Source organism: Hydrogenophaga sp. (assembly GCF_031426985.1).
Classification (GTDB): Bacteria; Pseudomonadota; Gammaproteobacteria; order Burkholderiales; family Burkholderiaceae_C; genus Hydrogenophaga.
This window is the reverse complement of the sequence record NZ_JASJOY010000187.1, coordinates 1-20,843: the sequence shown is the minus strand read 5'-3', so window position 1 is coordinate 20,843 and position 20,843 is coordinate 1. Positions and strand designations below refer to the sequence as shown.

Genomic DNA, 20,843 nt, shown 5'->3' with positions numbered 1-20,843 from the left:
GCTGTGACGATTCTAGGGGTGCTGCCTGCGCTAACCTCGGTCGCCATGCCCCTCGACTTCTGGACCACCGCCCCCCTGCTCGCCGCGGCCGCCTTCGGTGCCGGCGCGCTCAACGCCATCGCCGGCGGTGGCAGCTTCCTCACCTTCCCGGCGCTGGTGTTCACCGGCGTGCCGCCCATCGTGGCCAACGCCACCAGCGCGCTGGCTGTGAGCCCCGGTTACCTGGGCAGCACGCTGGGCTTCAAGGCCGAGCTGCGCGCGCTGCCGGCGCAGCGACTGCGGCGCGAGATGCTGATCGCCGCCACCGGGGGCGTGGTCGGCGCGCTGTTGTTGCTGGTGACGCCGGCCAAACTGTTCACCGGCATCGTGCCCTGGCTGCTGCTGTTCGCCACCGTGCTGTTCGCGGCCGGGCCGGCGCTGGCGCGGCGGGCGCAGGCCGCGTCGGCCGGCGGCCACGGGCTGGCGCGCTGGCGCGAACCGGGCCTGCTGGCGGTGGCCATCTACGGCGGGTATTTCAACGGCGGCCTGGGCATCCTGCTCATGGCGCTGTACACCGTGGCGGGCGAATCGAAGCTCAACACCGTCAACGCGCTCAAGAACCTCAACTCGCTGGTGCTGTCCTGGCTGTCGGTGGCGGCCTTCGTGCTGGCCGGTGCCATCGCCTGGCGCGAAGGCGTGCTGATGATGCTGGCCGCCACGGCGGGCGGCTACGTCGGCGCGCGCTGGTCCAAACGGCTGCCCGTGGCCTGGGTGCGGCGCGGCGTCATCGTCACCGGGCTGGTGATGAGCGCCGTTTTCTTCTCGAAGATGTAGGCCCACAGGCCCTGCCGGGGCTGATCCGCCTGGGAGCGGCCCGGCGGCGCATCGTCACAGACCGAACCACGCCCCGGCGTGCTGCCAGGCCGCGAAGGCCAGGTGCCCCACCGACACGGCGTAACCCACGCCCGCCACGCCGGTGGCGGCCGAGAGCAGCAGGGCCAGGCCGTCGCGGAACAGCCAGCCCAGGCTCAGCAGCATCAGGCTGGTGCCGGGCAGCACATTGCCCAGCGGCAGCGGCAGGAAGATCAGCAGCGCCATCAGCGCGATCCACAGCGCCCAGCCGAAACGGGTGCGTGCGTGGCTCAGCGTGGTCCAGCGTGGGCGCAGCCAGCGCTCGGCGCGTTCGTAGGTCCAGGCCAGGCCGTGCAGGCAGCGCCGCGTCCAGGTCTCGTTCAGCCGCAGGACGGCGAGCTTTTCGGGCAGCTGCAGGCTGTCGCGCCCGCGCAGCCAGGCCCAGGCCAGCGCGAACAGGCCGAAGCTGAGCACCGTGCCGGCGCCCGCGATGGGGGCGGTGCTCAGCAGGGCCATGAGCATCAGCAGCACCGCGCCCGAGGCCTCGCCGTGCAGCTGCAGCAGCTCGCGCAGCGACAGGCGCAGCGGGCCGGACCCGGCGCACGCCGCGGCACGCAGGCGGCCAGCGATGCCGATGCTCATGCGCGCACCGACCGCAGGGCCTGCCGCACGGCCGGTGTGCGGCCCACCGCCCAGTGCAGCAGACCGGCCAGCGCCAGCAGGCCCAACAGGCCCAGGCCCCAGCCCACCCACAGCAGCGGGCCGATCCAGGCCATCAGCGCGTCGCCCGAGGGCAGCACCGCCCCCAGCCAGCCCAGCAGCTCGGCGCTCCAGGCCTGCAGCGTGCCCAGCCAGGCGGTGTCGATCCACGGGCCCAGCCCCTCCGGCAGCGGTGGCAGCGGTGGCAGAGGCAGGCCCGCAACCGAACCGCCCACGTCCTGGAGCGTGCCGGCGTCGAGGGTGCCCAGCAGCCAGCCGGTGAGCCGGTGCGTGACCCAGACCAGGCCGGTCCAGCCGGCGGCGAACAGGGCGGTGAGGCCCCAGATGAGGTATTTCATGTCATCGCTCCTGGTTCAACAACGGCTCACCGTCTGTGCCCGCGGCCGGGCGTGGCCGGCCCCGGCGGGCGGGCGGTGGAGGGGTTCCATGAGGGTTCTCCTTTCAAGGTGAACAAGGGGAGCCGCACCATAGCGGTGGCGCTGGTTCCCCATAAAGCAGAAAATGGGTGAAGCACCATTCCGGAAAACCAGATATGCAAGCGGAACTCAACTACAAGCACCTGTATTACTTCTGGGTCGCCGCCAAGGAGGGCGGCATGTCGCACGCCGCCGCGCGGCTGGGCATGGCGGTGCAGACCGTCAGCGCCCAGGTGCGGCTGCTGGAGCAGTCGCTGGGCCATGCGCTGTTCAAGCCCGCCGGGCGCGGCCTGGTGCTGACCGAGGCCGGCCACACCGCGCTGCAGCTGGCCGAGCAGATCTTCCTGATCGGCGAGCAGCTGCCGGCCGCGGTGCGCGACGCCGCCACCCAGCACGCGGTGCGGCTGGTGGTGGGCATTTCCGACGGCCTGCCCAAACTGGCTGTGCGCGACCTGCTGGAGCCGGTGATGGCCGAACCCCACCTGCGCCTGATGTGCCACGAAGGCGAGTTCGACGACCTGCTGGCCGACCTGGCCCTGCACCGGCTGGACGTGGTGCTGTCCGACCGGCCCGCCCCCGCCAACCCCAACCTGCGCCTGTACAGCCACGCCATGGGCCACTCGCCCATGGGCTGGTTCGCGCCGGCCAACTGGCTGGACGTGGTGCGCGAAGACTTCCCCGCCAGCCTGGCGCGGGTGCCGGTGCTGCTGCCCACGTCGCACGCCTCGGTGCGGCCGCGGCTGGACCACTGGTTCGAGCGCCGTGGCGTGGCGCCGCAGCTGGTGGGCGAATTTGAGGACAGCGCGCTGCTGACCACCTTCGGTTCGTCGGGCATGGGCGTGTTCCCCGCGCCCGAGCGCATGCGCGAGAAGCTGGAACAGGGCTATGGCCTGACCTGGATCGCGCCCTGCGATGAGGTGCAGGAACACTTCTACGCCATCGCCACCGCGCGCAAGGTGCAGCACCCGCTGGTGCAGCGCCTGCTGGAGGCGCACCTGGCTGGGGGCGGCTGAGCGCCGCCGGGGCCACAGTGGCGGCCGGCCTGACCTGATCCGAGACCCGACCCAGCCGGACGGTTGCCAAGCCCGGGTGTCCGCGGTACACCCGGGGCCTGTCCGCGATGGCGCGGCGACCGACGACCACCATGTTCAAAGACCGTGCAGATGCCGCGCGCCGGCTGGCGCGGCGGCTGGCCCCCTACCGCGACCGCCAGCCGCTGGTGCTGGGCGTGCCGCGCGGCGCCGTGCCCATGGGCTTGGCCCTGGCCCGGGCGCTGCACGGAGCGTTCGACGTGGTGCTGGTGCGCAAGCTGCCCGCCCCCCACCAGGCGGAGCTGGCGGTCGGCTCGGTGGACGAATGGGGCCACACCCACATCGCCCCACACGCCGCCGAAGCGGGGGCCGATCCGGCCTACATCGACGCCGAGGTGCAGCGCCAGCTCGGTGTCCTGCGCCAGCGCCGGGCGTGTTATTCGCCGCTGCGTCCTCCTGTGGATCCGGCCGGGCGGGTGGTGATCGTGGTCGACGACGGCATGGCCACCGGCTTCACCATGACCGCCGCGCTGCACGGGCTGCGCCTGCGCCGCCCGGCCCGTCTGGTCTGCGCGGTGCCGGTGTCCTCGCGCCAGGCGCTGGAACAGGTCCGGCCGCTGGCCGACGAACTGGTCTGCCTGGACACGCCCGAGCCCTTCACGTCGGTCGGCCAGTGGTACCGCCACTTTCCGCAGGTGGACGACGACGAGGTGATCGCGCTGCTGCGGCAGATGCCGGGGCCATCCCCCGTTTGACGGACGCCGGTGCGCCCGGCGGATGACCGGGCTTGGATGGCCTTGCGTGCCGGCATAAGATGGTTTTTCCCTCGCGGCCAGGGGTGCATCGCTGCAGGCCGTGCCAGGCAACCCAGGAGAGAGCCATGAACCAGCACAACAGGCGGCGGCGCGTCCGCCAGGCATCCACAGGGGTTCTGACGGCGGCGCTGCTCGCCGCGTGTGGCGGGGGCGAGATCTTCGCCATCCTGCAGATCGTGACGCCGCTGGGCGGCCAGTGGGTGCTGGAGGGTTCGGCCCCCGCCGATCCCAAAACGATTTTTTTTGACAACGCCGAATCGGGCGACAGACTTTTTGCCTCCAGGATCGACGTGAACCCGACCCTCTCGGTCTTGCCGGGCGTGTGCGCCGACAACGACACCCTGCGGGGCACGCTGGACAACGGCAAGCTCACCCTGTTCCCGACCGCACCCACGTCCACCACCGCGTGCCTGGAGGGCACGTTCACCGACCTGCGTCGGCTCGAACTCACCGTGCCGGGTCAGACGGCCAAGCGGGTCTACCTGAACGACCGCGTGGCGGTCAAACTGGAAGCGGGCCTGTGGGCCAGCGCGAGCGGGACACCCACGCTCAAGTTCTCGGCCCCCTCGTCGGTGAGCAACGGGCTCACCGCCCCGGTCGCTGGCTGCGACGTGACGAGCAGCACCACCAAGGTCAACTTCACCGGCACGATGTCGGGCTTCAACACCACGACGCTGGCCCGGCCCGTCGTTCCCGCGCTGGTGGGCACCGCGTTCACGCAGGTGGAGGTCGTCGATGGCGCCAGCTTGCAGCTGCGGGATGGCAGCGGCAAGACCGTCTTGCTGACCCGCCAACCCGATCCGGCGCCCGGCGGCACCACCTGCCCGCTTTGATGGGCGGCCGCATCCCCTGGTGAGTGCCCCTCAGGGCAGGCGCGGCAGGAAGTGCGCGCGCTGCAGGCGCACCTCCCGCACCTCGGGCGCGTCGGTGCCCACCTGCAGCACCAGGTCGGCCGGCCCCTGCACACGCGCCCACAGCGCGCGCAGCGGTCCGTCCACCCCGCCACCGGCCCAGCGCTGCACCGCGTCGCCCGCGCGCAGGCCCGCGGCTTCGGCCGGGCCGCCGGGCAGCACCGTGTCGATGACGAGGGCATCCCCGCGCTGCGCCAGCGTGAGGCCAAAGCCGCCGGGCAGGCCGGGCGGTTGCGGGCTCACGCAGGCGCGCTGCGGGCCCAGCTGGATCTGCCAGCGCGTGCCATCGAGCCAGGCCGTGCCGGCCAGCCCGGCGATGCGCGGCGCCAGCGCGCGGTGCAGGCCCGGCGCGGGCACGCGCAGCACCGGCACATCGGCCCGCTGCCAGGCGCCCACCGCGGCCCGCCGCGCCAGCGCCAGCCGCGCGCCGCCCGGCAGCGCCAGGCCGGGTTCGGTGGCGTCGGGCGCGTCCGCCACGATGTGCACCACCGCCGCCGGGTTGCCGGTGTCCAGCAGCAGCGCCTGGGCCGGCCCGTCGTCGATGCGCAGCGCCAGCACCGGCAGCCCGCGGTGCGTGCCCAGTGGCAGCGCCAGCGTGCCGGCCGGGCAGTCGGCGGGCACCACCTCGGTGATCGCCAGCGACCAGCGCTGCAGGTCCAGATCGAGCGACACGCCCGCCAGCAGCGGCACCCCGAGCACGCCGTCCAGCCCCTCGCCCGCGGGGCCCAGCAGCGCGCGCAGGTCGTCCAGCCGCAGCGCCGTCTGCCCCGCGTGTTCGTGCTGGCCGATGCGCAACGGCGGCAGCGCCACCTCGGCGCCCTGCACCGGACCCAGCGCCGTGTCGGCCCGCGCCAGCGCGCCCGCGGCCAGACCGTGGCGCGTGGCGAACGCGGTGGACACCACATGCCGCGTGCTGCCGGTGTCGATCAGCCAGCGCCCGGGCTGCCCGTTCACCTCCACCCGCAGCTCGATCCAGCCGCCGATGTCGCCCAGGCTCAGCCGCGTGAGCGGCACCGGCCCCGAGTCGGCGGCCAGCGCGGCGCCCGCCGCCAGGCCGGCCGCCAGCGCCAGGGCACAGCAGCAGCGGCGGCGCAGCGCGGTGCTCATGTCTTGAGTGTGTCCACGTAATCGGCCGTGCGCTCCACCAGCTCGTCCATCACCGGCTTGAGCGCGCCCACCCGCGCCGCGCGGCGGGCGTCGGCTTCGGCCAGGGCGGCCGGGTCGCGGCTGAGCACCGGCTCGTAGGCGTTGACCGACTCGATGGCGTCGTTCAGCGCAAACGCGGCCCCGTGGTAGACCTCGTTCAGGATGAAGGTGGAGAGCCTGGCCAGGCCCTTTTGTGCCGGGGGGCCGAAGCGCCAGCGGATCGGGTCCTCCATCGTCTTCAGGCGCGGAATGAAGGCCTCGGTGAAGCGGTTGTACTCGTCCTTGACCGTCACCAGGTGGGCCAGCGCCTCGTCCTGCACCAGCGTGGCCAGCGGCCAGGCCAGCGCCGCCTGCACCGCAAACAGGCGCGTCTGGAAGCCGATCAGGTCGTGCTCCAGCGCCTCGACGAAACGGCGGTCGCTGTCGCCCCGGGGTTCCATCTGATCGAGCCAGTCGCTGGCCCAGTGGAACAGCGTCCGCCCGATGGCCGCGCGGGACTTGTCCAGCCCCGCCTCGCGGGTGTCGCTGGCGTCGATGAACAGGCGCTCGGCAAAGGCGGCGAACGGCGGCGCACAGCTGCGCAGGTCGATGCCCGGTTCGATCAGCACCGGCAGCACGAACACGCGGTCCTTCTGCGCCTCGCGCGCCAGCGCCCAATCGACCTCCTTGGCCACCCAGGCCTTGGCCAGCGCGGTGCGGCTGACCAGCACGATGAAGACGTGGCTGTCCTCGATGGCGCGCACGATGGTCGGGTCCAGCGTCTGCCCGCCCAGCAGCTCGCGCACGTCCACCCACACGTCCACGAAATCGGGCAGTTGCGCCAGCGCCAGGGCCAGCGGTTTGTCTTCCCAGGCATGGCTGATGAACACGCGCATGGCTCAGGCCCTCCGCACCACGGAACGCCACTGTGGCCCCATGGCGCGTGCTTGGCAAGCGGCGGTCGGGCGGGCCGCCGCCCCGGCGTGCGCCGTCAGGCCGTCTTGACGGTCGTGCTCGGGCCGTTGGCCTTGACCGATTCGATGCCCTTGTCCCGGCCCGCCGCGTCCTTGTACATCTGGCTGGTGCCGATGACCTGGTGGTTGCCCGCCTTGAGGTTGAAGTAGCAGCGCCCGTCGCTGGCGTCCTGGCGGGCATAGCGCGCGTCTTGCGGGCTGTTGGTCTGCACCGACCGGATGCCGTTCTCGGCCGAGGCCTTGCTGTCGTATTGCTCGCTGCGCAGGATCACCTCGCCGTTGCCGGCCTTAAGGACGAAAGAAAACGTGCCTTTGTCGTTCGACGAGAGTTCGTACCAACCTGCCATGTCGTGTGCTCCTGTGGAGACGGTCTCAAGCGCCGTCGCCGGTCATGGTAGGCGGCGCCGTCCAGGGCCGCCAGCAGGTGCGCCCCGGATGTGGCGTCCGTGCCGCTGCGGTGTGACACCCGTCACCCCCAGACCGCGTCGAGCGCCGCCAGCGCCGCGGCGATCACCGGCTCGCCGGCCCGCTCCGCGAGGCAGACGAAGCTCAGGTCGCAGTCCAGCGCGACCTGATCGGCCACCACCAGGCCGTGCGCCTGCGCCTCGCGCATCGCGATCGCGTCGCGCACCAGGCTCAGGCCGACGCCGCTCTTGACCAGGTCGAGCATGGACGCCTCCTGATCGACCAGGGCCACGCGGCGCGGCACCAGACCGGTCAGCGAGCCGAGGCCGAAGACGCGGCCCTGCAGGCGGTGGTGCGCGCTGGCCGGTGGCGTGGCCAGCCAGGGCAGGGCGGCCAGGGCCTTCCAGTCCTTGCCGTTGACCTGCGGCCCCCAGCCCGCGGGCGCGAGCACGCGGTAGGTGAAGCGGGTCAGCGCGCGCAGCCGGAAGGGCGGGCCGAGCGGGTCCTGCGGCAGGTCCAGGAAAAAGCCCACGTCCAGCTCGCCCCGGCCCACGCGCGCCAGCACGTCGCCGCTCATGCTCTGGCTCAGCTCGGTTCCCACCTGCGGCGCGGTCTCGACGAGCTGCTTGAGGAAGGCGCCCAAGCGGGTGAACTCGGGGTCGAGGATGGTGCCGATGCGCAGCGTGCCGCGCACGGTCTGGTGCAGCGCGGCGGCGGCCTGCCCGAAATCGGCGAGCGCGGCCAGCGCCTTGTCGGCCAGCGGCAGCAGGGCGGCGCCCTCGCGCGTGAGCGCCATGCCCTGCGGCGTGCGGGTGAACAGCTGCAGCCCGGTGGCCTCGGCCAGGGTCTTGAGTTGCAGGCTCACGGCGGGCTGGCTCAGGTGCAGGCGCAGCGCCGCGCGCGAGACCGAGCCTTCGCGCGCGACCGCGACGAAGGCGCGCAAGGTCTGCGGATCGGTGGCGGGCAGGCGGTTGACCATATTTGCCGAACTTATACCGTGCCTTGGCCGATTTCATTGGGAAAACACGTTCCCTTCGGGCACATTTCCGCGTAAGGCTGGCGCGGCATCATCAGCCCGGCCAATGACAAAAACCCCCCGGAGACCTTCTGCATGAGCGAGCACAGCACGACTTTTGACCACGTGATCATCGGCGCCGGCACCGCCGGCTGCCTGCTGGCCAACCGGCTGAGCGCCGACGCCAGCAAGCGCGTGCTGCTCATCGAAGCCGGCCGCAAGGACGACTACCACTGGATCCACATCCCGGTCGGTTACCTGTACTGCATCGGCAACCCGCGCACCGACTGGCTCTACCAGACCGAGGCCGACCCGGGCCTCAATGGCCGCAAGCTGCGCTACCCGCGCGGCAAGACGCTGGGCGGGTGTTCGAGCATCAACGGCATGATCTACATGCGCGGCCAGGCGCGCGACTACGACCAGTGGGCGCAGCTGACCGGCAACGGCGAATGGGCCTGGGACAACGCGCTGCCCTACTTCAAGCTGCACGAAGACCACCACAAGGGCACCAGCGCGCTGCACGGCGCCAAGGGCAACCCGGCCGAACTGCTGGCCCACCCGGCCACCGCCGAAGAAGACCTGTGGCGCCATGTGCTGCGCCACCACAACGCGGGCGGCGAATGGCGCATCGACAAGCAGCGCCTGCGCTGGGACATCCTGGACGCGTTTTCGCAGGCGGCGCAGCAGGCCGGCATCCCGGCCACCGACGACTTCAACCGCGGCCACAACGAAGGCGTGGGCTATTTCGAGGTCAACCAGAAAGACGGCCTGCGCTGGAACGCGGCCAAGGCCTTCCTGCGGCCCACCTGCTACGGCCGGCCCAACTTTGAACTCTGGACCTCGGCCCAGGTGGCCAAACTCATCACCGAAACCCAGCCCGACGGCACGGTGCGCTGCACCGGCGTGCGCGTCTGGACCGGCGACGAGATGGTGGACGTGCGCGCGCGGCAGGAGGTGATCCTCAGCGCCGGCAGCATCGGCTCGGTGCAGATCCTGCAGCTCTCGGGCATCGGCCCGGCGGGCTTGCTGCAGCAGCACGGCATCGGCGTGGTGAAAGACCTGCCCGGCGTGGGCGAGAACCTGCAGGACCACCTGCAGATCCGCTCGGTCTACAAAGTCCAGGGCGCCAAGACGCTCAACACGCTGGCGGCCACGCCCTGGGGCAAGGCGGCCATCGGGCTGGAATACCTGTTCAAGCGCAGCGGCCCCATGAGCATGGCGCCCAGCCAGCTCGGCGCCTTCACCCGCAGCGACCCGGCCCAGCCGCACGCCAACATCGAATACCACGTGCAGCCGCTGAGCCTCGATGCCTTCGGGGAACCGCTGCACCCCTTCCCGGCCTTCACCGCCAGCGTGTGCAACCTCAACCCCAGCAGCCGGGGCCATGTGCGCATCCAGAGCGCACGGTTTGAGGATGCGCCCGCCATCGCGCCCAACTACCTGAGCACCGCCGAAGACCGCCAGGTGGCGGCCGACAGCCTGCGCGTGACGCGGCGCATCGTGGGCCAGCCGGCGCTGGCGAAATACCAGCCCGAGGAAGTCAAACCCGGCGTGCAGTACCAGAGCGACGAAGACCTGGCGCGCCTGGCCGGCGACATCGCCAGCACCATCTTCCACCCCGTGGGCACGACCAAGATGGGCCGGGACGACGACCCGATGGCGGTGGTGGACAGCCACCTGCGCGTGCGCGGCGTGGCCGGGCTGCGCGTGGTCGATGCCGGCGTGATGCCCACCATCACCAGCGGCAACACCAACAGCCCGACGCTGATGATCGCGGAGAAGGCGGCGCGCTGGATCATGTCGGGCGGGTAGGCGGAGCCCCCACGCTCCACCGCTGCGCGGGTCGCTGCCCCCCGGGGGGGCTGGGCCTGCCTTGGGGGCGGCCCGGCGGCTGGCCCGGTCGCCCCCACGCTCCGCCGCTCACGCGGGTCGCTGCCCCCCGTGGGGGCTGGGCCTGCCTTGGGGGCTGCCCGGCGGCTGGCCCGGTCGGGCCCCCACGCTCCGCCGCTGACGCGGGTCGCTGCCCCCCGGGGGGGCTGGGTCTGCCTTGGGGCGGCCCGGCGGCTGGTCCGGTCGAGCCCCCACGCTCCGCCCAGAATGGGCCGCCTGCGCCCCTCTCCCCGGCCACGGCTGTGTTTCCGGCCCTGGCGCAGCCGCCACAACCCCCCCCCGTTTCAACGCTGAGCCTTGCTCAGCGAAGGCGACCGACGTAGCGGGTGCTCACATCGTTGGCGGCGGGGCTCAGGGGGGCCGGCGCCGACACGGCGATGGCCGGGCTGGCTGCGGGGGGCGGGTTCTTGCGCGCCAGCTGCGGCGCCACCACCAGCGCTTCCAGCCGCTCGGCCAGGGGCAGCAGCTCGGTGTGGCCGTCTTCCTGGGCCTTCGCGCGTGCGTAGCGCACCATGGCCTGGGCGTATTCGGCGTTGCCGGCCATCCATTCGGTGTCGGTCACCCGGCCGGTTTTGCGGCGCAGCAGCACATGCAGGTGCGCGGCGGTGGCCAATGCATCGTTTTGCGACATGATTTTTCCTGAACCCAACGAAGACGGTGGCAGTGCACATCCCGTGCCAGTGGGTCCACCAAGCAAGGGAAAGCCCCGATGCACAGCGGTGGTGCGGGCCGTTAAAGTCTTGCCACTCGCAAGCAGCGCCCAGCGCTGACGACCGCGGGGGACCGAGGAGACAAGCCCAGTCCTGACCAGAACACCTCCAACACCACAGCGTCCGTCAGAGATGCCCTGAACACCAGCCGACCCCCGGGTCGGCTTTTTTTTGCCTGTTCGGCGGGGGTGGGGGGTGATTTTTGAGTGGAAGTTGACTGACCGATGTGGATGGTATTTTGGAATTTAACCATCCAATGAGGGATGAGGTGGTTTTCGGTGGTGCTGTGGGTGTGAGGGAAAAACAGAAAAAAATCAAATGCTTGCGATGATTCGTGGGTGTTTTCCCTAGGGTTGGTGAAAGTGGCTCGGGCTTTGCGAATGGCAACCGAACTGCCTGTTTGGGCGGTCCGGTTCCAGCCCCACACCAGCCTACGGAGACACACCCAGATGGAAACCTTCTACGAGGTCATGCGCCGCAAGGGCATCTCGCGCCGCAGTTTCATGAAGTACTGCTCGCTCACCGCCACCTCGCTGGGGCTGGCGCCGAGCTTCGTGCCCCAGATCGCCCACGCCATGGAAAACAAGCCGCGCACCCCGGTGCTCTGGCTGCACGGCCTGGAGTGCACCTGCTGCACCGAATCCTTCATCCGCTCGGCGCACCCGCTGGCCAAGGACGTGGTGCTGTCCATGATCTCGCTGGACTACGACGACACCCTGATGGCCGCCGCCGGCCACCAGGCCGAGGCGATCCTCGAAGAGATCATGACCAAGTACAAGGGCCAGTACATCCTGGCGGTGGAAGGCAACCCGCCGCTGAACGAAGACGGCATGTTCTGCATCCAGTCGGGCAAGCCCTTCATCGACAAGCTCAAGCACGTCGCGAAAGACGCCAAGGCCATCATCGCCTGGGGTTCGTGCGCCTCGTGGGGCTGCGTGCAGGCCGCCAAGCCCAACCCGACGCAGGCCACGCCGATCCACAAGGTCATCACCGACAAGCCCATCATCAAGGTGCCGGGCTGCCCGCCCATCCCCGAGGTGATGACGGGCGTGATCACCTACATGCTGACCTTCGACAAGATCCCCGAGCTGGACCGCCAGGGCCGCCCGAAGATGTTCTACAGCCAGCGCATCCACGACAAGTGCTACCGCCGTCCGCACTTCGACGCCGGCCAGTTCGTCGAGGCCTGGGACGACGAGTCCGCGCGCAAGGGTTACTGCCTCTACAAGGTCGGCTGCAAGGGCCCGACCACCTACAACGCCTGCTCGACCGTGATGTGGAACGAGGGCACCAGCTTCCCGATCAAGGCCGGCCACGGCTGCATCGGCTGCTCGGAAGACGGCTTCTGGGACAAGGGTTCGTTCTATGACCGGCTGACCGACATCCACGCCTTCGGCATCGAAGCGAATGCGGACGAGATCGGCGGCACGGCGGCCGGTGTGGTGGGCGCCGCGGTCGCCGCGCACGCCGCCATCTCGGTGGCCAAGCGCGCCCGCGACAGCGCCAAAGAGAAGTCGAAAACCAACGCCTGAAGCAGAAGAAGGACAAGACCATGGGTGCTTACGAAACACAGGGCTTCAAGCTCGACAACACCGGCCGGCGCATCGTCGTCGATCCCGTGACCCGCATCGAGGGCCACATGCGCTGCGAGGTCAACCTCGACAGCAACAACGTGATCCGCAACGCGGTCTCCACCGGCACCATGTGGCGCGGGCTGGAAGTGATCCTCAAGGGTCGCGACCCGCGCGACGCCTGGGCCTTCGTGGAGCGCATCTGCGGCGTCTGCACCGGCTGCCACGCGCTCACCTCGGTGCGCGCGGTGGAAGACGCGCTGGGCATCCGCATCCCGCTGAACGCCCACCTCATCCGCGAGATGATGGCCAAGACCCTGCAGGTGCACGACCACGCGGTGCACTTCTACCACCTGCACGCGCTGGACTGGGTCGACGTGGTCTCGGCCCTCAACGCCGACCCCAAGAAGACCAGCGAGCTGCAGCAGCTGGTCTCGCCCTCGCACCCGCTGTCTTCGCCGGGCTACTTTCGCGACGTGCAGAACCGCCTGAAGAAGTTCGTCGAGAGCGGCCAGCTCGGTCCCTTCTCCAACGGCTACTGGGGCTCCAAGGCCTATGTGCTGCCGGCCGAGGCCAACCTGATGGCCGTGACCCACTACCTCGAAGCCCTGGACCTGCAGAAGGAATGGGTCAAGGTCCACACCATCTTTGGCGGCAAGAACCCGCACCCGAACTACATGGTCGGCGGCGTGCCCTGCGCGATCAACCTCGACGGCAACGGCGCCGCCGGCGCGCCCATCAACATGGAGCGCCTGAACTTCGTTGAAGCCCGCATCAAGGAGATGATCGACTTCAACAACAACGTCTACATCCCGGACGTGCTGGCCATCGGCACCATCTACAAGCAGGCCGGCTGGCTCTACGGCGGCGGTCTCTCGGCCACCAACGTGGCCGACTACGGCACCTACGAAAAAGTGCCCTACGACCACAGCACGCACCAGCTGCCCGGCGGCGTGATCCTGAACGGCAACTGGGACAAGATCGAACCCATCGACCCGCGCGACCCCGAGCAGGTGCAGGAGTTCGTGACCCACAGCTGGTATTCGTACGGCGACCAAAACGGGGGTGACAGCAAGGGCCTGCACCCCTGGGACGGCGTGACCGAGGCCAACTACAAGCCCGAAGGTCCGAACTTCAAGGGCACGCGCACCAAGATCGAGAACCTGGACGAATCGGCCAAGTACAGCTGGATCAAGAGCCCGCGCTGGCGCGGCCACGCGGTCGAGGTCGGCCCGCTCTCGCGCTACATCCTGGGCTACGCCCACGCCCTGCAGGGCAACAAGTACTGCCAGCGCGTCAAGGAACAGCTGGAGAGCTCGGCCGTCGCCATCAACAGCGCCATCCCCAAGACACTGGGCCTGCCGGAGACGAACTACACGCTCAAGCAGATGCTGCCCAGCACCATCGGCCGCACCCTCGCGCGCGCCCTCGAAGGCCAGTACTGCGGCGAGATGATGATGGACGACTTCAAGCAGCTGGTCCAGAACATCAAGGCCGGCGACACCAGCACCGCCAACGTCGAGAAGTGGGACCCCGCCACCTGGCCCAAGGAGGCCAAGGGCGTGGGCACGGTCGCCGCGCCGCGCGGCATGCTGGGCCACTGGATCAAGATCAAGGACGGCAAGATCGAGAACTACCAGTGCGTGGTGCCCACCACCTGGAACGGGTCGCCGCGCGACGCCAAGGGCCAGATCGGCGCCTTCGAGGCCTCGCTGATGAACACGCCCATGGTCAACCCCGAGCAGCCGCTGGAGATCCTGCGCACCCTGCACAGCTTCGACCCCTGCCTGGCCTGCTCCACCCATGTGATGAGCGAAGAGGGTCAGGAAATGGCGAAGGTCACGGTGAGGTGAGATGACCCCCCCTGCGCCGCTTCGCGTCTTTCCCCCAGGGGGACCACACCAGAGGCCCGGCAAAGCCGGTTCCTAGGTGTGTGCTGGAGCAGGCACGGCGCCCGTCCCGAAACTGAACCCTTACGAGGAGAACCACATGCAATCGAAAAACATCCGTCGCGTGGTCGCCGCCGCGCTGCTGGCCGGGCTGGCCGGCGCCGCGCAGGCCCACCCGGGTCATGGGGCCACCAGCCTGATGGAAGGCCTGGCCCATCCCTTCGGTCTGGACCACCTGCTGGCCATGGTGGCCGTGGGCGTCTGGTCGGTCAGCGCCCTGCCGCAGGACAAGGCCTGGCAGGGCCCGGCGACCTTCCTGCTGGCGCTGGTGGCCAGCGCCGCGCTGGGTGCGGCCGGCGCCACGCTGCCCTTCCTGGAGCAGGGCGTGGCGCTGTCGGTGGTGCTGTTCGGCGCCATGCTGCTGCTGGCCCGCCGCCCCCTGCCCGTGTCGCTCGGCCTGGGGCTGGTGGCCGCGGCCGCCTCGCTGCACGGCCTGGCCCACGGTGCGGAAACACCGGCCACCGGCTTTGCCGGCTACGCGATTGGCTTCCTGGCCACCACCGCGCTGATGCACCTCGGCGGCGTGGGCGCCGGCCTGGCGATCCGCCGTTGGCTGGCCGCGCGCAGCGGCCTGGCCCTGGGCGGACTCGGCGCGCTGCTCGGTGGCGCCGGCCTGGTCCTGTTCGGCCAGCTGGCCGCCTGACGGCCCCACCCCCTTCGCACAGGAGATCACCATGTCCTCCCTGTCTGCACAAGAGCTGGCCCAGCAGCGCCTGGCCGATGTCACCGGCATCGACGAAAGCGCGGTCTCGCACGGCCAGACCACCAAGTCGGTCTACGTCTACGAAGCGCCGGTGCGCATCTGGCACTGGGTCAACGTTGCGGCCATCACGGTGCTGTGCCTCAGCGGCTACTTCATCGGTGTGCCGCTGCCGACCATGCCCGGCGAGGCCAGCGCGCACTACCTGATGGGCTACATCCGCTTCGCGCACTTCACGGCGGGCTACATCCTGGCCGTCGGCCTGCTCGGTCGCGCCTACTGGGCCATCGTGGGCAACCACCATGCGCGCGAGCTGTTCTGGGTGCCGCTGTTCCAGAAGGCCTACTGGGGCGAGGTGCTGACCATGTTCAAGTGGTACGCCTTCCTGATCCCGCGACCGGGCCGCTACGTGGGCCACAACCCGCTGGCGCGGCTGGCCATGTTCTCGGGCTTTCTGGCGCTGATGATCTTCATGATCGTCACCGGCTTCGCGCTCTACAGCGAAGGGGCCGGCGCCGGCTCGTGGCAGGACAAGCTGTTCGGCTGGGTGATCCCGCTGTTCGGCCAGAGCCAGGACGTGCACAGCTGGCACCGCCTGGGCATGTGGGCCATGATCATGTTCATCACACTGCACGTCTACGCCGCGATCCGTGAAGACATCATGGGCCGCCAGTCCATCGTGTCCACGATGATCTCGGGCCGCAGAACCTTCAAAGACTGATGTCATGAAGAAGCGTGCCGCCAGCTGGTCGATGCCCCCGCGTGGTGTGCCGGTGCGCACGCCGATGCACCCGGGGCGGCTGCTGGCGCGCACCTGCCTGGCGCCGCTCTCGCTCAACCAGAGCGAGGCGGCCCGGCTGCTGGGCCTGTCGCGCCGCCGCCTGCACGAACTGGTGCACGGTCAGCGCGCGATGTCGCCCGACACCGCCATCCGCTGCGCGCGGCAGTTCGGCATCGACGCCGGCTTCTGGCTCGCGCAGCAGGCCGCCTGGGACAGCTTCCATGCCTGGAAGCGCCTGGCCTCGGCCACCCCCTCCACCCGCTGAACACACAGGCTTGCCTGCCATGAGCGCCATTCCGACCGAATTCACCTGTCACCCCGGTGGTGACACCCTCCCGGCCCGCATCGTGGTGCTGGGCATCGGCAACCTGCTCTGGGCCGACGAAGGCTTTGGCGTGCGCTGCATCGAAGCGCTGCAGCGCCGCTGGGAGTTCGCCGAGCACGTCAGCCTGATCGACGGCGGCACCCAGGGCCTGTACCTGGTCCAGCACGTGCAGGAAGCCGACGCGCTGCTGATCTTCGACGCCATCGACTACGGCCTCGAACCGGGCACGCTCAAGCAGGTGCGCGACGACGCCGTGCCGCGCTTCATGGGCGCCAAGAAGATGAGCCTGCACCAGACCGGCTTCCAGGAGGTTCTGTCGCTGGCCCTGCTCACCGAACGCTACCCGCAGCGGGTGCTGCTGATCGGTTGCCAGCCGCAGGAGCTGGAGGACTACGGCGGCAGCCTGCGCCCGGTCGTCAAGGCCGCGATGGACGAGGCGCTGGCGCTGGGCGTGGCCGAACTCGAACGCTGGGGCGCGATGCCGCGGGAGCGCCAGACGCCGCTGGCCGCGCGCGAAGCCGTGACGCTGGACGAACTGGCGCTGACAGCCTACGAAGCGCAACGGCCCGCCGCCGAAGAAGCCTGCCGCATCGGCGATGACCGCTTTCTGGTGAAGGACCTCTGACCATGTGCATCGGCATCCCCATGCAGGTGATCGAGGCCAACGGCCGCTTCGCGCTGTGCACAGGCCGCGGCGAGCACCGCCGCATCAACACCGCGCTGGTCGGCGACGTGGCGCCCGGCGACTGGCTGCTGGTGTTTCTCGACGACGCGCGCGAGCAGATCGACGCGGACCGCGCGGCCGAGGTGAACGCGGCGCTGGACCTGGTGCTGGGCGCCATGCAGGGCACGGACCTTTCAGGCGACATCGACTTCGCCCTGCCGTCGCAGATGAGCCCCGAACAAATGAAGGCCCTCACGGGCGCCTGAACACAAGGAGACACCATGATTGAAATGACAGAAGCCCACGCCCCCCTGGTCCAGCGACTGGCGCGCGAGTTCGGCGCCACCTGGGTCGACGAGACCAGCGTCGCGGGCTGGACCGCCGGTGGCGGCGACCGTGTCGTGCTACTGGCCGGCGACCCGGTGCGTTTTCCCGAGGGCGTGGACGTCGCGGCCGTGCTGCCCGAGCTGATGAAGTCCTTCCCGAAGCGCTTTGCGGTGGCCGTGGTGCCGCGCGACAACGAAGACGCCGTGGCCAAGCGCTACGGCTCGCAACGCTGGCCCACGCTGCTGTTCTTCCGCGACGGCCAGTACGTCACCGCCATCGCCGGCATGCAGGACTGGGACGTCTACCTGTCCGGCGTCGCCGCCGCGCTGTCCATGCCGCCCTCGCGTCCGCCCACCGTCGGCATCCCGGTGGTCAGCCAGACCGGCGCCAGCGGTGGCAACAGTTGCCACTGAGCCGACCTCCGACCGACCGCACCGATCCACAAGGACCCCGCCATGAAAGCCTTCCCCATTCCCGTCGTCGCCCTCGGTCCCGGAACCCAGACCGAAGAAGAGTCGCTGGACTACCTGCCCATGCCCAAAGACATGGACACCTACCGTGCGCCCCTGCTGCCCGAACCCGAGGAGATCGCGGGCCGCGCCAAGACCCGGGCCGTGCTCGCCTGCGTGCTGGAGATGCTGGACCTGGCCGCGCAGGGTGGGCCGGGTGGGTCGGTCAGCCTGCTGGACCTGCCGCCCGAGGACCGCCGGCTGGTCAACCAGGTGATGGGCGAGGGCGAGGCCAGTGCCATCGTCGGCGAGGACGGCGCGGCGCTGCAGGTGCGCATCCAGGAGTCGGTGTTCGCCGGCGTCTGGCGCATCATGAGCTTCCACGGCGACGCGCTGGTGGACGACGCGATCGAGATCGGTCCCGTCCCCGCCCTGCTGCGCGCCGTGGCCGAGGAAGATTCCGAGAGCCTCTACCGCCCCTGGCAGGGCCCGCTGCCGCCCAACGTGCAGAACGCACCGCTGCTGGTCGACGAGATCCGCGACCAGGTGGCGCGCTGGCAACCGGGCCAGGCCCCGCACGTGGTCAACCTCACGCTGCTGCCGGTCACGCCCGAAGACATCGGCTACCTCGACCACCAGCTGGGCACCGGCCGCGTGCTGCTGCTCTCGCGCGGCTATGGCAACTGCCGCATCTCCAACACCCGCCTGCCGCACTGCTGGCGCGTGGTGTACTACAACTCCATGGACAAGGTGATCCTCAACACCGTCGAGGTGGTGGACATGCCCGAGGTGGCCATGGCCGCGCCCGAAGACCTGCGCGATTCGCACGAGCGGCTGAGCGATGTGCTCGGATATTTGGAACAGGCATGAGCGGTTTTGACGGTCAGGGCTTTGAAGGCTCGTACCTCGGCAACCGCGAGGCGCTGCGCCCCGGCTCGCGCCTGGAATGCAAGATCTGCTGGTGGGTCTACGACCCGGCCGTGGGCGACCCGCAGTGGCAGATCCCGCCCGGCACGCCCTTTGCCGAACTGCCGGCGCACTGGCGCTGCCCGAACTGCGACTGCGACGCCGAGCAGTTTCTTTTGCTGAACGACTGAGATGGAACACCGCGTCTCCGCCCTGGTGCACTTCTACCGCTTCGTGCAGACGGAGCGCATGCAGGGCGTGCCCATCCTGAACCCGGCCCTGTCCGTCGAGGCCGTGGGCTTCGTGTGGGGCGACGCCGCGCAGACCGTGGCCGAGGGCGTGCTGATCACGCCCTGGTTCATGAGTCTGGTGCGCCTGCCCGCGGCGCTGGAAGACCACGGCGGCCGGGTCGCGCGCAAGGCCGTGCGCGACTTCGGCACCGAGCGCTTCGAATTCATCGGCGCCCACGACCCGCGGGTGGGGTACCACGAGACCTGCGCGCTGTTCTCGCTCATGGGCGGCTTCCCGTCCCAGGCCCAGGCGCGCGAAACCGCCGAGGCCTCGCTGGCGCTGCTGCGGCCCGCCCCGGTGACCACGCCCGCCGCGGAGCCCGTGCCGGCGCGCCGCGCCTTCTTCACCGGCCGCCGCGCCGCGCCAGGAGCCACGGCATGAGCGCCCGCCCGGCCGCTCCGAAGGGCGCTCGCCCCGCAGTGCGCAGCACGGAGGGTAGTCCAGTGAGCACGGTGCCCGACCTGGCCGGCCATCTGCGCGTGCACCCCGGCGCGCCGCTGGCGCAGGCGCTGCACAGCAGCCGGCGCGACTGGGCCGCCCAGCTGGGTCCGGGCCAGCCGGCCGCGGCGCTGCCCGGCCTGCTGGCCAGCCTGTTCAACCTCTGCAGCCACGCCCACCGGCTCTGCGCCCAGCTCGCGATCGAAGCGGCCCAGCCGGGCGCCGGGCCTGCGCCCTCCGAGGTGGCGCAGCGCCTGCGCCACGAGACCGCGCAGGAGCATGTGCGCCGCATCGGGCTCGACTGGCCGCGCCTGCTGGGCAGCGCCGGTGGTGCCGCGCAGGAAGCGGCGCTGCGCTCGCTGCGGGCCTGTCCGCTGCTCAAGGGCGCCGCGGCCGGGGACGACCCGTGGCCGGCCGCGCTGGACTGGCTGCAAACCGAATGGCTGCAGATGCCCGCGGCCACCTGGCTGCGCGCCTGGCAGGCCTGCGGCGCCGACTGGCTGCTGGACTGGAGCACGCGCCACGACCGCTGGCTGCCGGCCCTGGTGCGCGGCGCGCGCGAGGCCGACACCGGTCCGGCCCTCGACATGGACTTGGCGCTGCGCGCGCACGGTGGCGACGACGCGCTGCGCACGCTGGCCGCGGCACTGGCGCTTGAGCCGGGCTTCGCCTTGCGGCCCCAGTGGCACGGCGCCTGTGCGCACACCGGGCCCTGGGCCCGCCTCAACGGCGCCGACGACGGCCTGCCGCTCACGCCCTGGGCCCTGTTGGGCAGCCGCCTGGCCGAGCTGGTGCGGCTGTGCCTGCCCGACGGGGCGGGGCAGGGCGGCGGCTGGCTGCGCCACGGCGCGCTGCGTTGCCCCGATGGCCAGGGCCTGGCCTGGGTCGAGATGGCGCGCGGCCTGCTGGTGCACCAGGTCGGGATCGACCCGTCCCGGGCCGGCGACGCGGCGACCGTGCGCAGCTGCCGCGTGCTAGCGCCGACCGAATGGAACTTCCACCCGGCCGGCGAGGTGGCGCGCCGGATCTCGGCGCTGGACACCCGCCTGCCCGCCGCGCTGCGCGAACGCCAGCTGCACCTGCTGATGGCGGCGTTCGACCCCTGCGTGCCGTTCGAGGTCGTGACCGAGCAAGCGGTGGACGGGGAGGTGGCCCATGCATGAAGCCAGCCTGGCCGGCGGCGTGCTGCAGCTGGTGGAAGACACCGCGCGGCGCGAAGGTTTTGCGCGCCTGCTCGAACTGCGGCTGGAGGCCGGCCAGCTGGCCGGTGTGGACGTGCGCGCGCTGCGCTTCGCGCTGGAGAGCCTGGCGCCCGGCACGCTGCTGGACGGCGCGCAGATCCAGATCGACGAAACCCCCGGGCAAGCCTGGTGCCTGCCCTGTGGCCAGACCGTCGCCATCGCCCAGCGCGGCGACGCCTGCCCGGTCTGCGGTGGCTACCAGCTGCAGCCCACGGGCGGCATGGAATTGCGCGTGCTCGACATGCGCGTGTCCGATGATTGATACGAAGCACCCCCTGCGCCGCTTCGCTCGCCTTGCAGGCCGCGGCATCGCCAGAGGCGATGCCTCTTCGTCCCGTCCAAGCCTGCGCAGGCAGGC

At 70.6% G+C, this 20,843-nt stretch carries 25 protein-coding genes; 18 read left to right on the top strand and 7 right to left on the bottom strand.

Annotated features, from left to right (window positions below):
• Window positions 1-45 precede the first annotated feature (45 nt).
• Window positions 46-813: a sulfite exporter TauE/SafE family protein gene (locus RMP09_RS19900; RefSeq protein WP_310567706.1), complete on the top strand. Its 768-nt coding sequence runs from the start codon at window positions 46-48 to the stop codon at window positions 811-813.
• 54 nt (window positions 814-867) lie between these two features.
• Here the strand turns inward: RMP09_RS19900 and RMP09_RS19895 are convergent, their stop codons facing one another.
• Both RMP09_RS19895 and RMP09_RS19890 read right to left on the bottom strand, forming a co-directional pair.
• Entirely contained in the window at window positions 868-1,473 is a 606-nt protein-coding gene (locus tag RMP09_RS19895) for an exopolysaccharide biosynthesis protein (protein WP_310567705.1), read from the bottom strand.
• A complete protein-coding gene (locus RMP09_RS19890) occupies window positions 1,470-1,889 on the bottom strand; it encodes a hypothetical protein (RefSeq protein WP_310567704.1) in 420 nt (139 codons plus the stop codon). Before RMP09_RS19890 ends, RMP09_RS19895 begins: the two co-directional genes overlap by 4 nt.
• A gap of 194 nt (window positions 1,890-2,083) precedes the next feature.
• Here RMP09_RS19890 and RMP09_RS19885 point away from each other — a divergent pair, with 194 nt between their 5' ends.
• From RMP09_RS19885 to RMP09_RS19875, 3 genes are all read left to right on the top strand, one after another.
• Complete coding sequence (locus tag RMP09_RS19885; RefSeq protein ID WP_310567703.1) at window positions 2,084-2,980, top strand: LysR family transcriptional regulator; 897 nt, start codon at window positions 2,084-2,086, stop codon at window positions 2,978-2,980.
• A gap of 131 nt (window positions 2,981-3,111) precedes the next feature.
• Window positions 3,112-3,753: a phosphoribosyltransferase family protein gene (locus tag RMP09_RS19880; protein ID WP_310567702.1), complete on the top strand. Its 642-nt coding sequence runs from the start codon at window positions 3,112-3,114 to the stop codon at window positions 3,751-3,753.
• Window positions 3,754-3,878: 125 nt separating this feature from the next.
• Window positions 3,879-4,646, top strand: coding sequence for a hypothetical protein (locus RMP09_RS19875; RefSeq protein ID WP_310567701.1), 768 nt, complete (start codon window positions 3,879-3,881; stop codon window positions 4,644-4,646).
• Window positions 4,647-4,676: 30 nt separating this feature from the next.
• On the opposite strand, the gene RMP09_RS19870 is transcribed toward RMP09_RS19875, so the two are convergent.
• The 4 genes from RMP09_RS19870 to RMP09_RS19855 all read right to left on the bottom strand — a co-directional run bounded on the left by RMP09_RS19870 (window position 4,677) and on the right by RMP09_RS19855 (window position 8,207).
• Window positions 4,677-5,831, bottom strand: a complete 1,155-nt coding sequence (locus tag RMP09_RS19870; protein ID WP_310567700.1) for an aspartyl protease family protein — start codon at window positions 5,829-5,831, stop codon at window positions 4,677-4,679.
• Window positions 5,828-6,745 carry a toll/interleukin-1 receptor domain-containing protein gene (locus RMP09_RS19865; RefSeq protein ID WP_310567699.1) on the bottom strand — a complete coding sequence of 306 codons (918 nt, stop codon included), beginning with the start codon at window positions 6,743-6,745 and terminating at the stop codon, window positions 5,828-5,830. Before RMP09_RS19865 ends, RMP09_RS19870 begins: the two co-directional genes overlap by 4 nt.
• A gap of 95 nt (window positions 6,746-6,840) precedes the next feature.
• Window positions 6,841-7,170 (bottom strand): YegP family protein, encoded by a 330-nt coding sequence (locus tag RMP09_RS19860; RefSeq protein ID WP_310567698.1) that lies wholly within the window; start codon window positions 7,168-7,170, stop codon window positions 6,841-6,843.
• Between the two features lie 122 nt (window positions 7,171-7,292).
• Window positions 7,293-8,207, bottom strand: coding sequence for a LysR family transcriptional regulator (locus RMP09_RS19855; RefSeq protein ID WP_310567697.1), 915 nt, complete (start codon window positions 8,205-8,207; stop codon window positions 7,293-7,295).
• Window positions 8,208-8,339: 132 nt separating this feature from the next.
• Between RMP09_RS19855 and RMP09_RS19850 the strand changes: the two genes are divergently transcribed.
• A complete protein-coding gene (locus tag RMP09_RS19850; protein ID WP_310567696.1) occupies window positions 8,340-10,055 on the top strand; it encodes a GMC family oxidoreductase N-terminal domain-containing protein in 1,716 nt (571 codons plus the stop codon).
• A gap of 379 nt (window positions 10,056-10,434) precedes the next feature.
• Here RMP09_RS19850 and RMP09_RS19845 read toward each other — a convergent pair whose 3' ends face one another.
• Entirely contained in the window at window positions 10,435-10,764 is a 330-nt protein-coding gene (locus RMP09_RS19845) for a hypothetical protein (protein WP_310567695.1), read from the bottom strand.
• Between the two features lie 528 nt (window positions 10,765-11,292).
• On the opposite strand from RMP09_RS19845, the gene RMP09_RS19840 reads away from it, so the two are divergent.
• The 13 genes from RMP09_RS19840 (at window position 11,293) to RMP09_RS19780 (ending at window position 20,747) form a co-directional block, all read left to right on the top strand.
• A complete protein-coding gene (locus tag RMP09_RS19840; protein ID WP_310567694.1) occupies window positions 11,293-12,375 on the top strand; it encodes a hydrogenase small subunit in 1,083 nt (360 codons plus the stop codon).
• 20 nt (window positions 12,376-12,395) lie between these two features.
• Complete coding sequence (locus RMP09_RS19835; protein WP_310567693.1) at window positions 12,396-14,267, top strand: nickel-dependent hydrogenase large subunit; 1,872 nt, start codon at window positions 12,396-12,398, stop codon at window positions 14,265-14,267.
• 136 nt (window positions 14,268-14,403) lie between these two features.
• Entirely contained in the window at window positions 14,404-15,006 is a 603-nt protein-coding gene (locus RMP09_RS19830; RefSeq protein ID WP_310567692.1) for a HupE/UreJ family protein, read from the top strand.
• A 31-nt stretch (window positions 15,007-15,037) separates the two neighbouring features.
• Window positions 15,038-15,784 carry a Ni/Fe-hydrogenase, b-type cytochrome subunit gene (cybH, locus tag RMP09_RS19825; RefSeq protein WP_310567691.1) on the top strand — a complete coding sequence of 249 codons (747 nt, stop codon included), beginning with the start codon at window positions 15,038-15,040 and terminating at the stop codon, window positions 15,782-15,784.
• A 4-nt stretch (window positions 15,785-15,788) separates the two neighbouring features.
• Window positions 15,789-16,109: a HigA family addiction module antitoxin gene (locus tag RMP09_RS19820; RefSeq protein ID WP_310567690.1), complete on the top strand. Its 321-nt coding sequence runs from the start codon at window positions 15,789-15,791 to the stop codon at window positions 16,107-16,109.
• A 19-nt stretch (window positions 16,110-16,128) separates the two neighbouring features.
• The gene (locus tag RMP09_RS19815) at window positions 16,129-16,794 is read left to right on the top strand and encodes a HyaD/HybD family hydrogenase maturation endopeptidase (RefSeq protein WP_310567689.1); all 666 of its coding nucleotides are present in this window, start codon (window positions 16,129-16,131) and stop codon (window positions 16,792-16,794) included.
• Between the two features lie 2 nt (window positions 16,795-16,796).
• Window positions 16,797-17,099: a HypC/HybG/HupF family hydrogenase formation chaperone gene (locus RMP09_RS19810; RefSeq protein ID WP_310567688.1), complete on the top strand. Its 303-nt coding sequence runs from the start codon at window positions 16,797-16,799 to the stop codon at window positions 17,097-17,099.
• A 15-nt stretch (window positions 17,100-17,114) separates the two neighbouring features.
• Window positions 17,115-17,573 (top strand): hydrogenase, encoded by a 459-nt coding sequence (locus tag RMP09_RS19805; RefSeq protein ID WP_310567687.1) that lies wholly within the window; start codon window positions 17,115-17,117, stop codon window positions 17,571-17,573.
• A 42-nt stretch (window positions 17,574-17,615) separates the two neighbouring features.
• Entirely contained in the window at window positions 17,616-18,479 is an 864-nt protein-coding gene (locus RMP09_RS19800; RefSeq protein WP_310567686.1) for a hydrogenase expression/formation protein, read from the top strand.
• A complete protein-coding gene (locus tag RMP09_RS19795) occupies window positions 18,476-18,706 on the top strand; it encodes a rubredoxin (RefSeq protein ID WP_310567685.1) in 231 nt (76 codons plus the stop codon). Before RMP09_RS19800 ends, RMP09_RS19795 begins: the two co-directional genes overlap by 4 nt.
• Window position 18,707: 1 nt before the next feature.
• The gene (gene hybE / locus RMP09_RS19790) at window positions 18,708-19,187 is read left to right on the top strand and encodes a [NiFe]-hydrogenase assembly chaperone HybE (protein WP_310567684.1); all 480 of its coding nucleotides are present in this window, start codon (window positions 18,708-18,710) and stop codon (window positions 19,185-19,187) included.
• Window positions 19,184-20,407, top strand: coding sequence for a hypothetical protein (locus tag RMP09_RS19785; protein WP_310567683.1), 1,224 nt, complete (start codon window positions 19,184-19,186; stop codon window positions 20,405-20,407). The genes hybE and RMP09_RS19785 overlap by 4 nt, the downstream gene beginning before the upstream one ends.
• A complete protein-coding gene (locus RMP09_RS19780) occupies window positions 20,400-20,747 on the top strand; it encodes a hydrogenase maturation nickel metallochaperone HypA (RefSeq protein ID WP_310567682.1) in 348 nt (115 codons plus the stop codon). The genes RMP09_RS19785 and RMP09_RS19780 overlap by 8 nt, the downstream gene beginning before the upstream one ends.
• Window positions 20,748-20,843 lie beyond the last annotated feature (96 nt).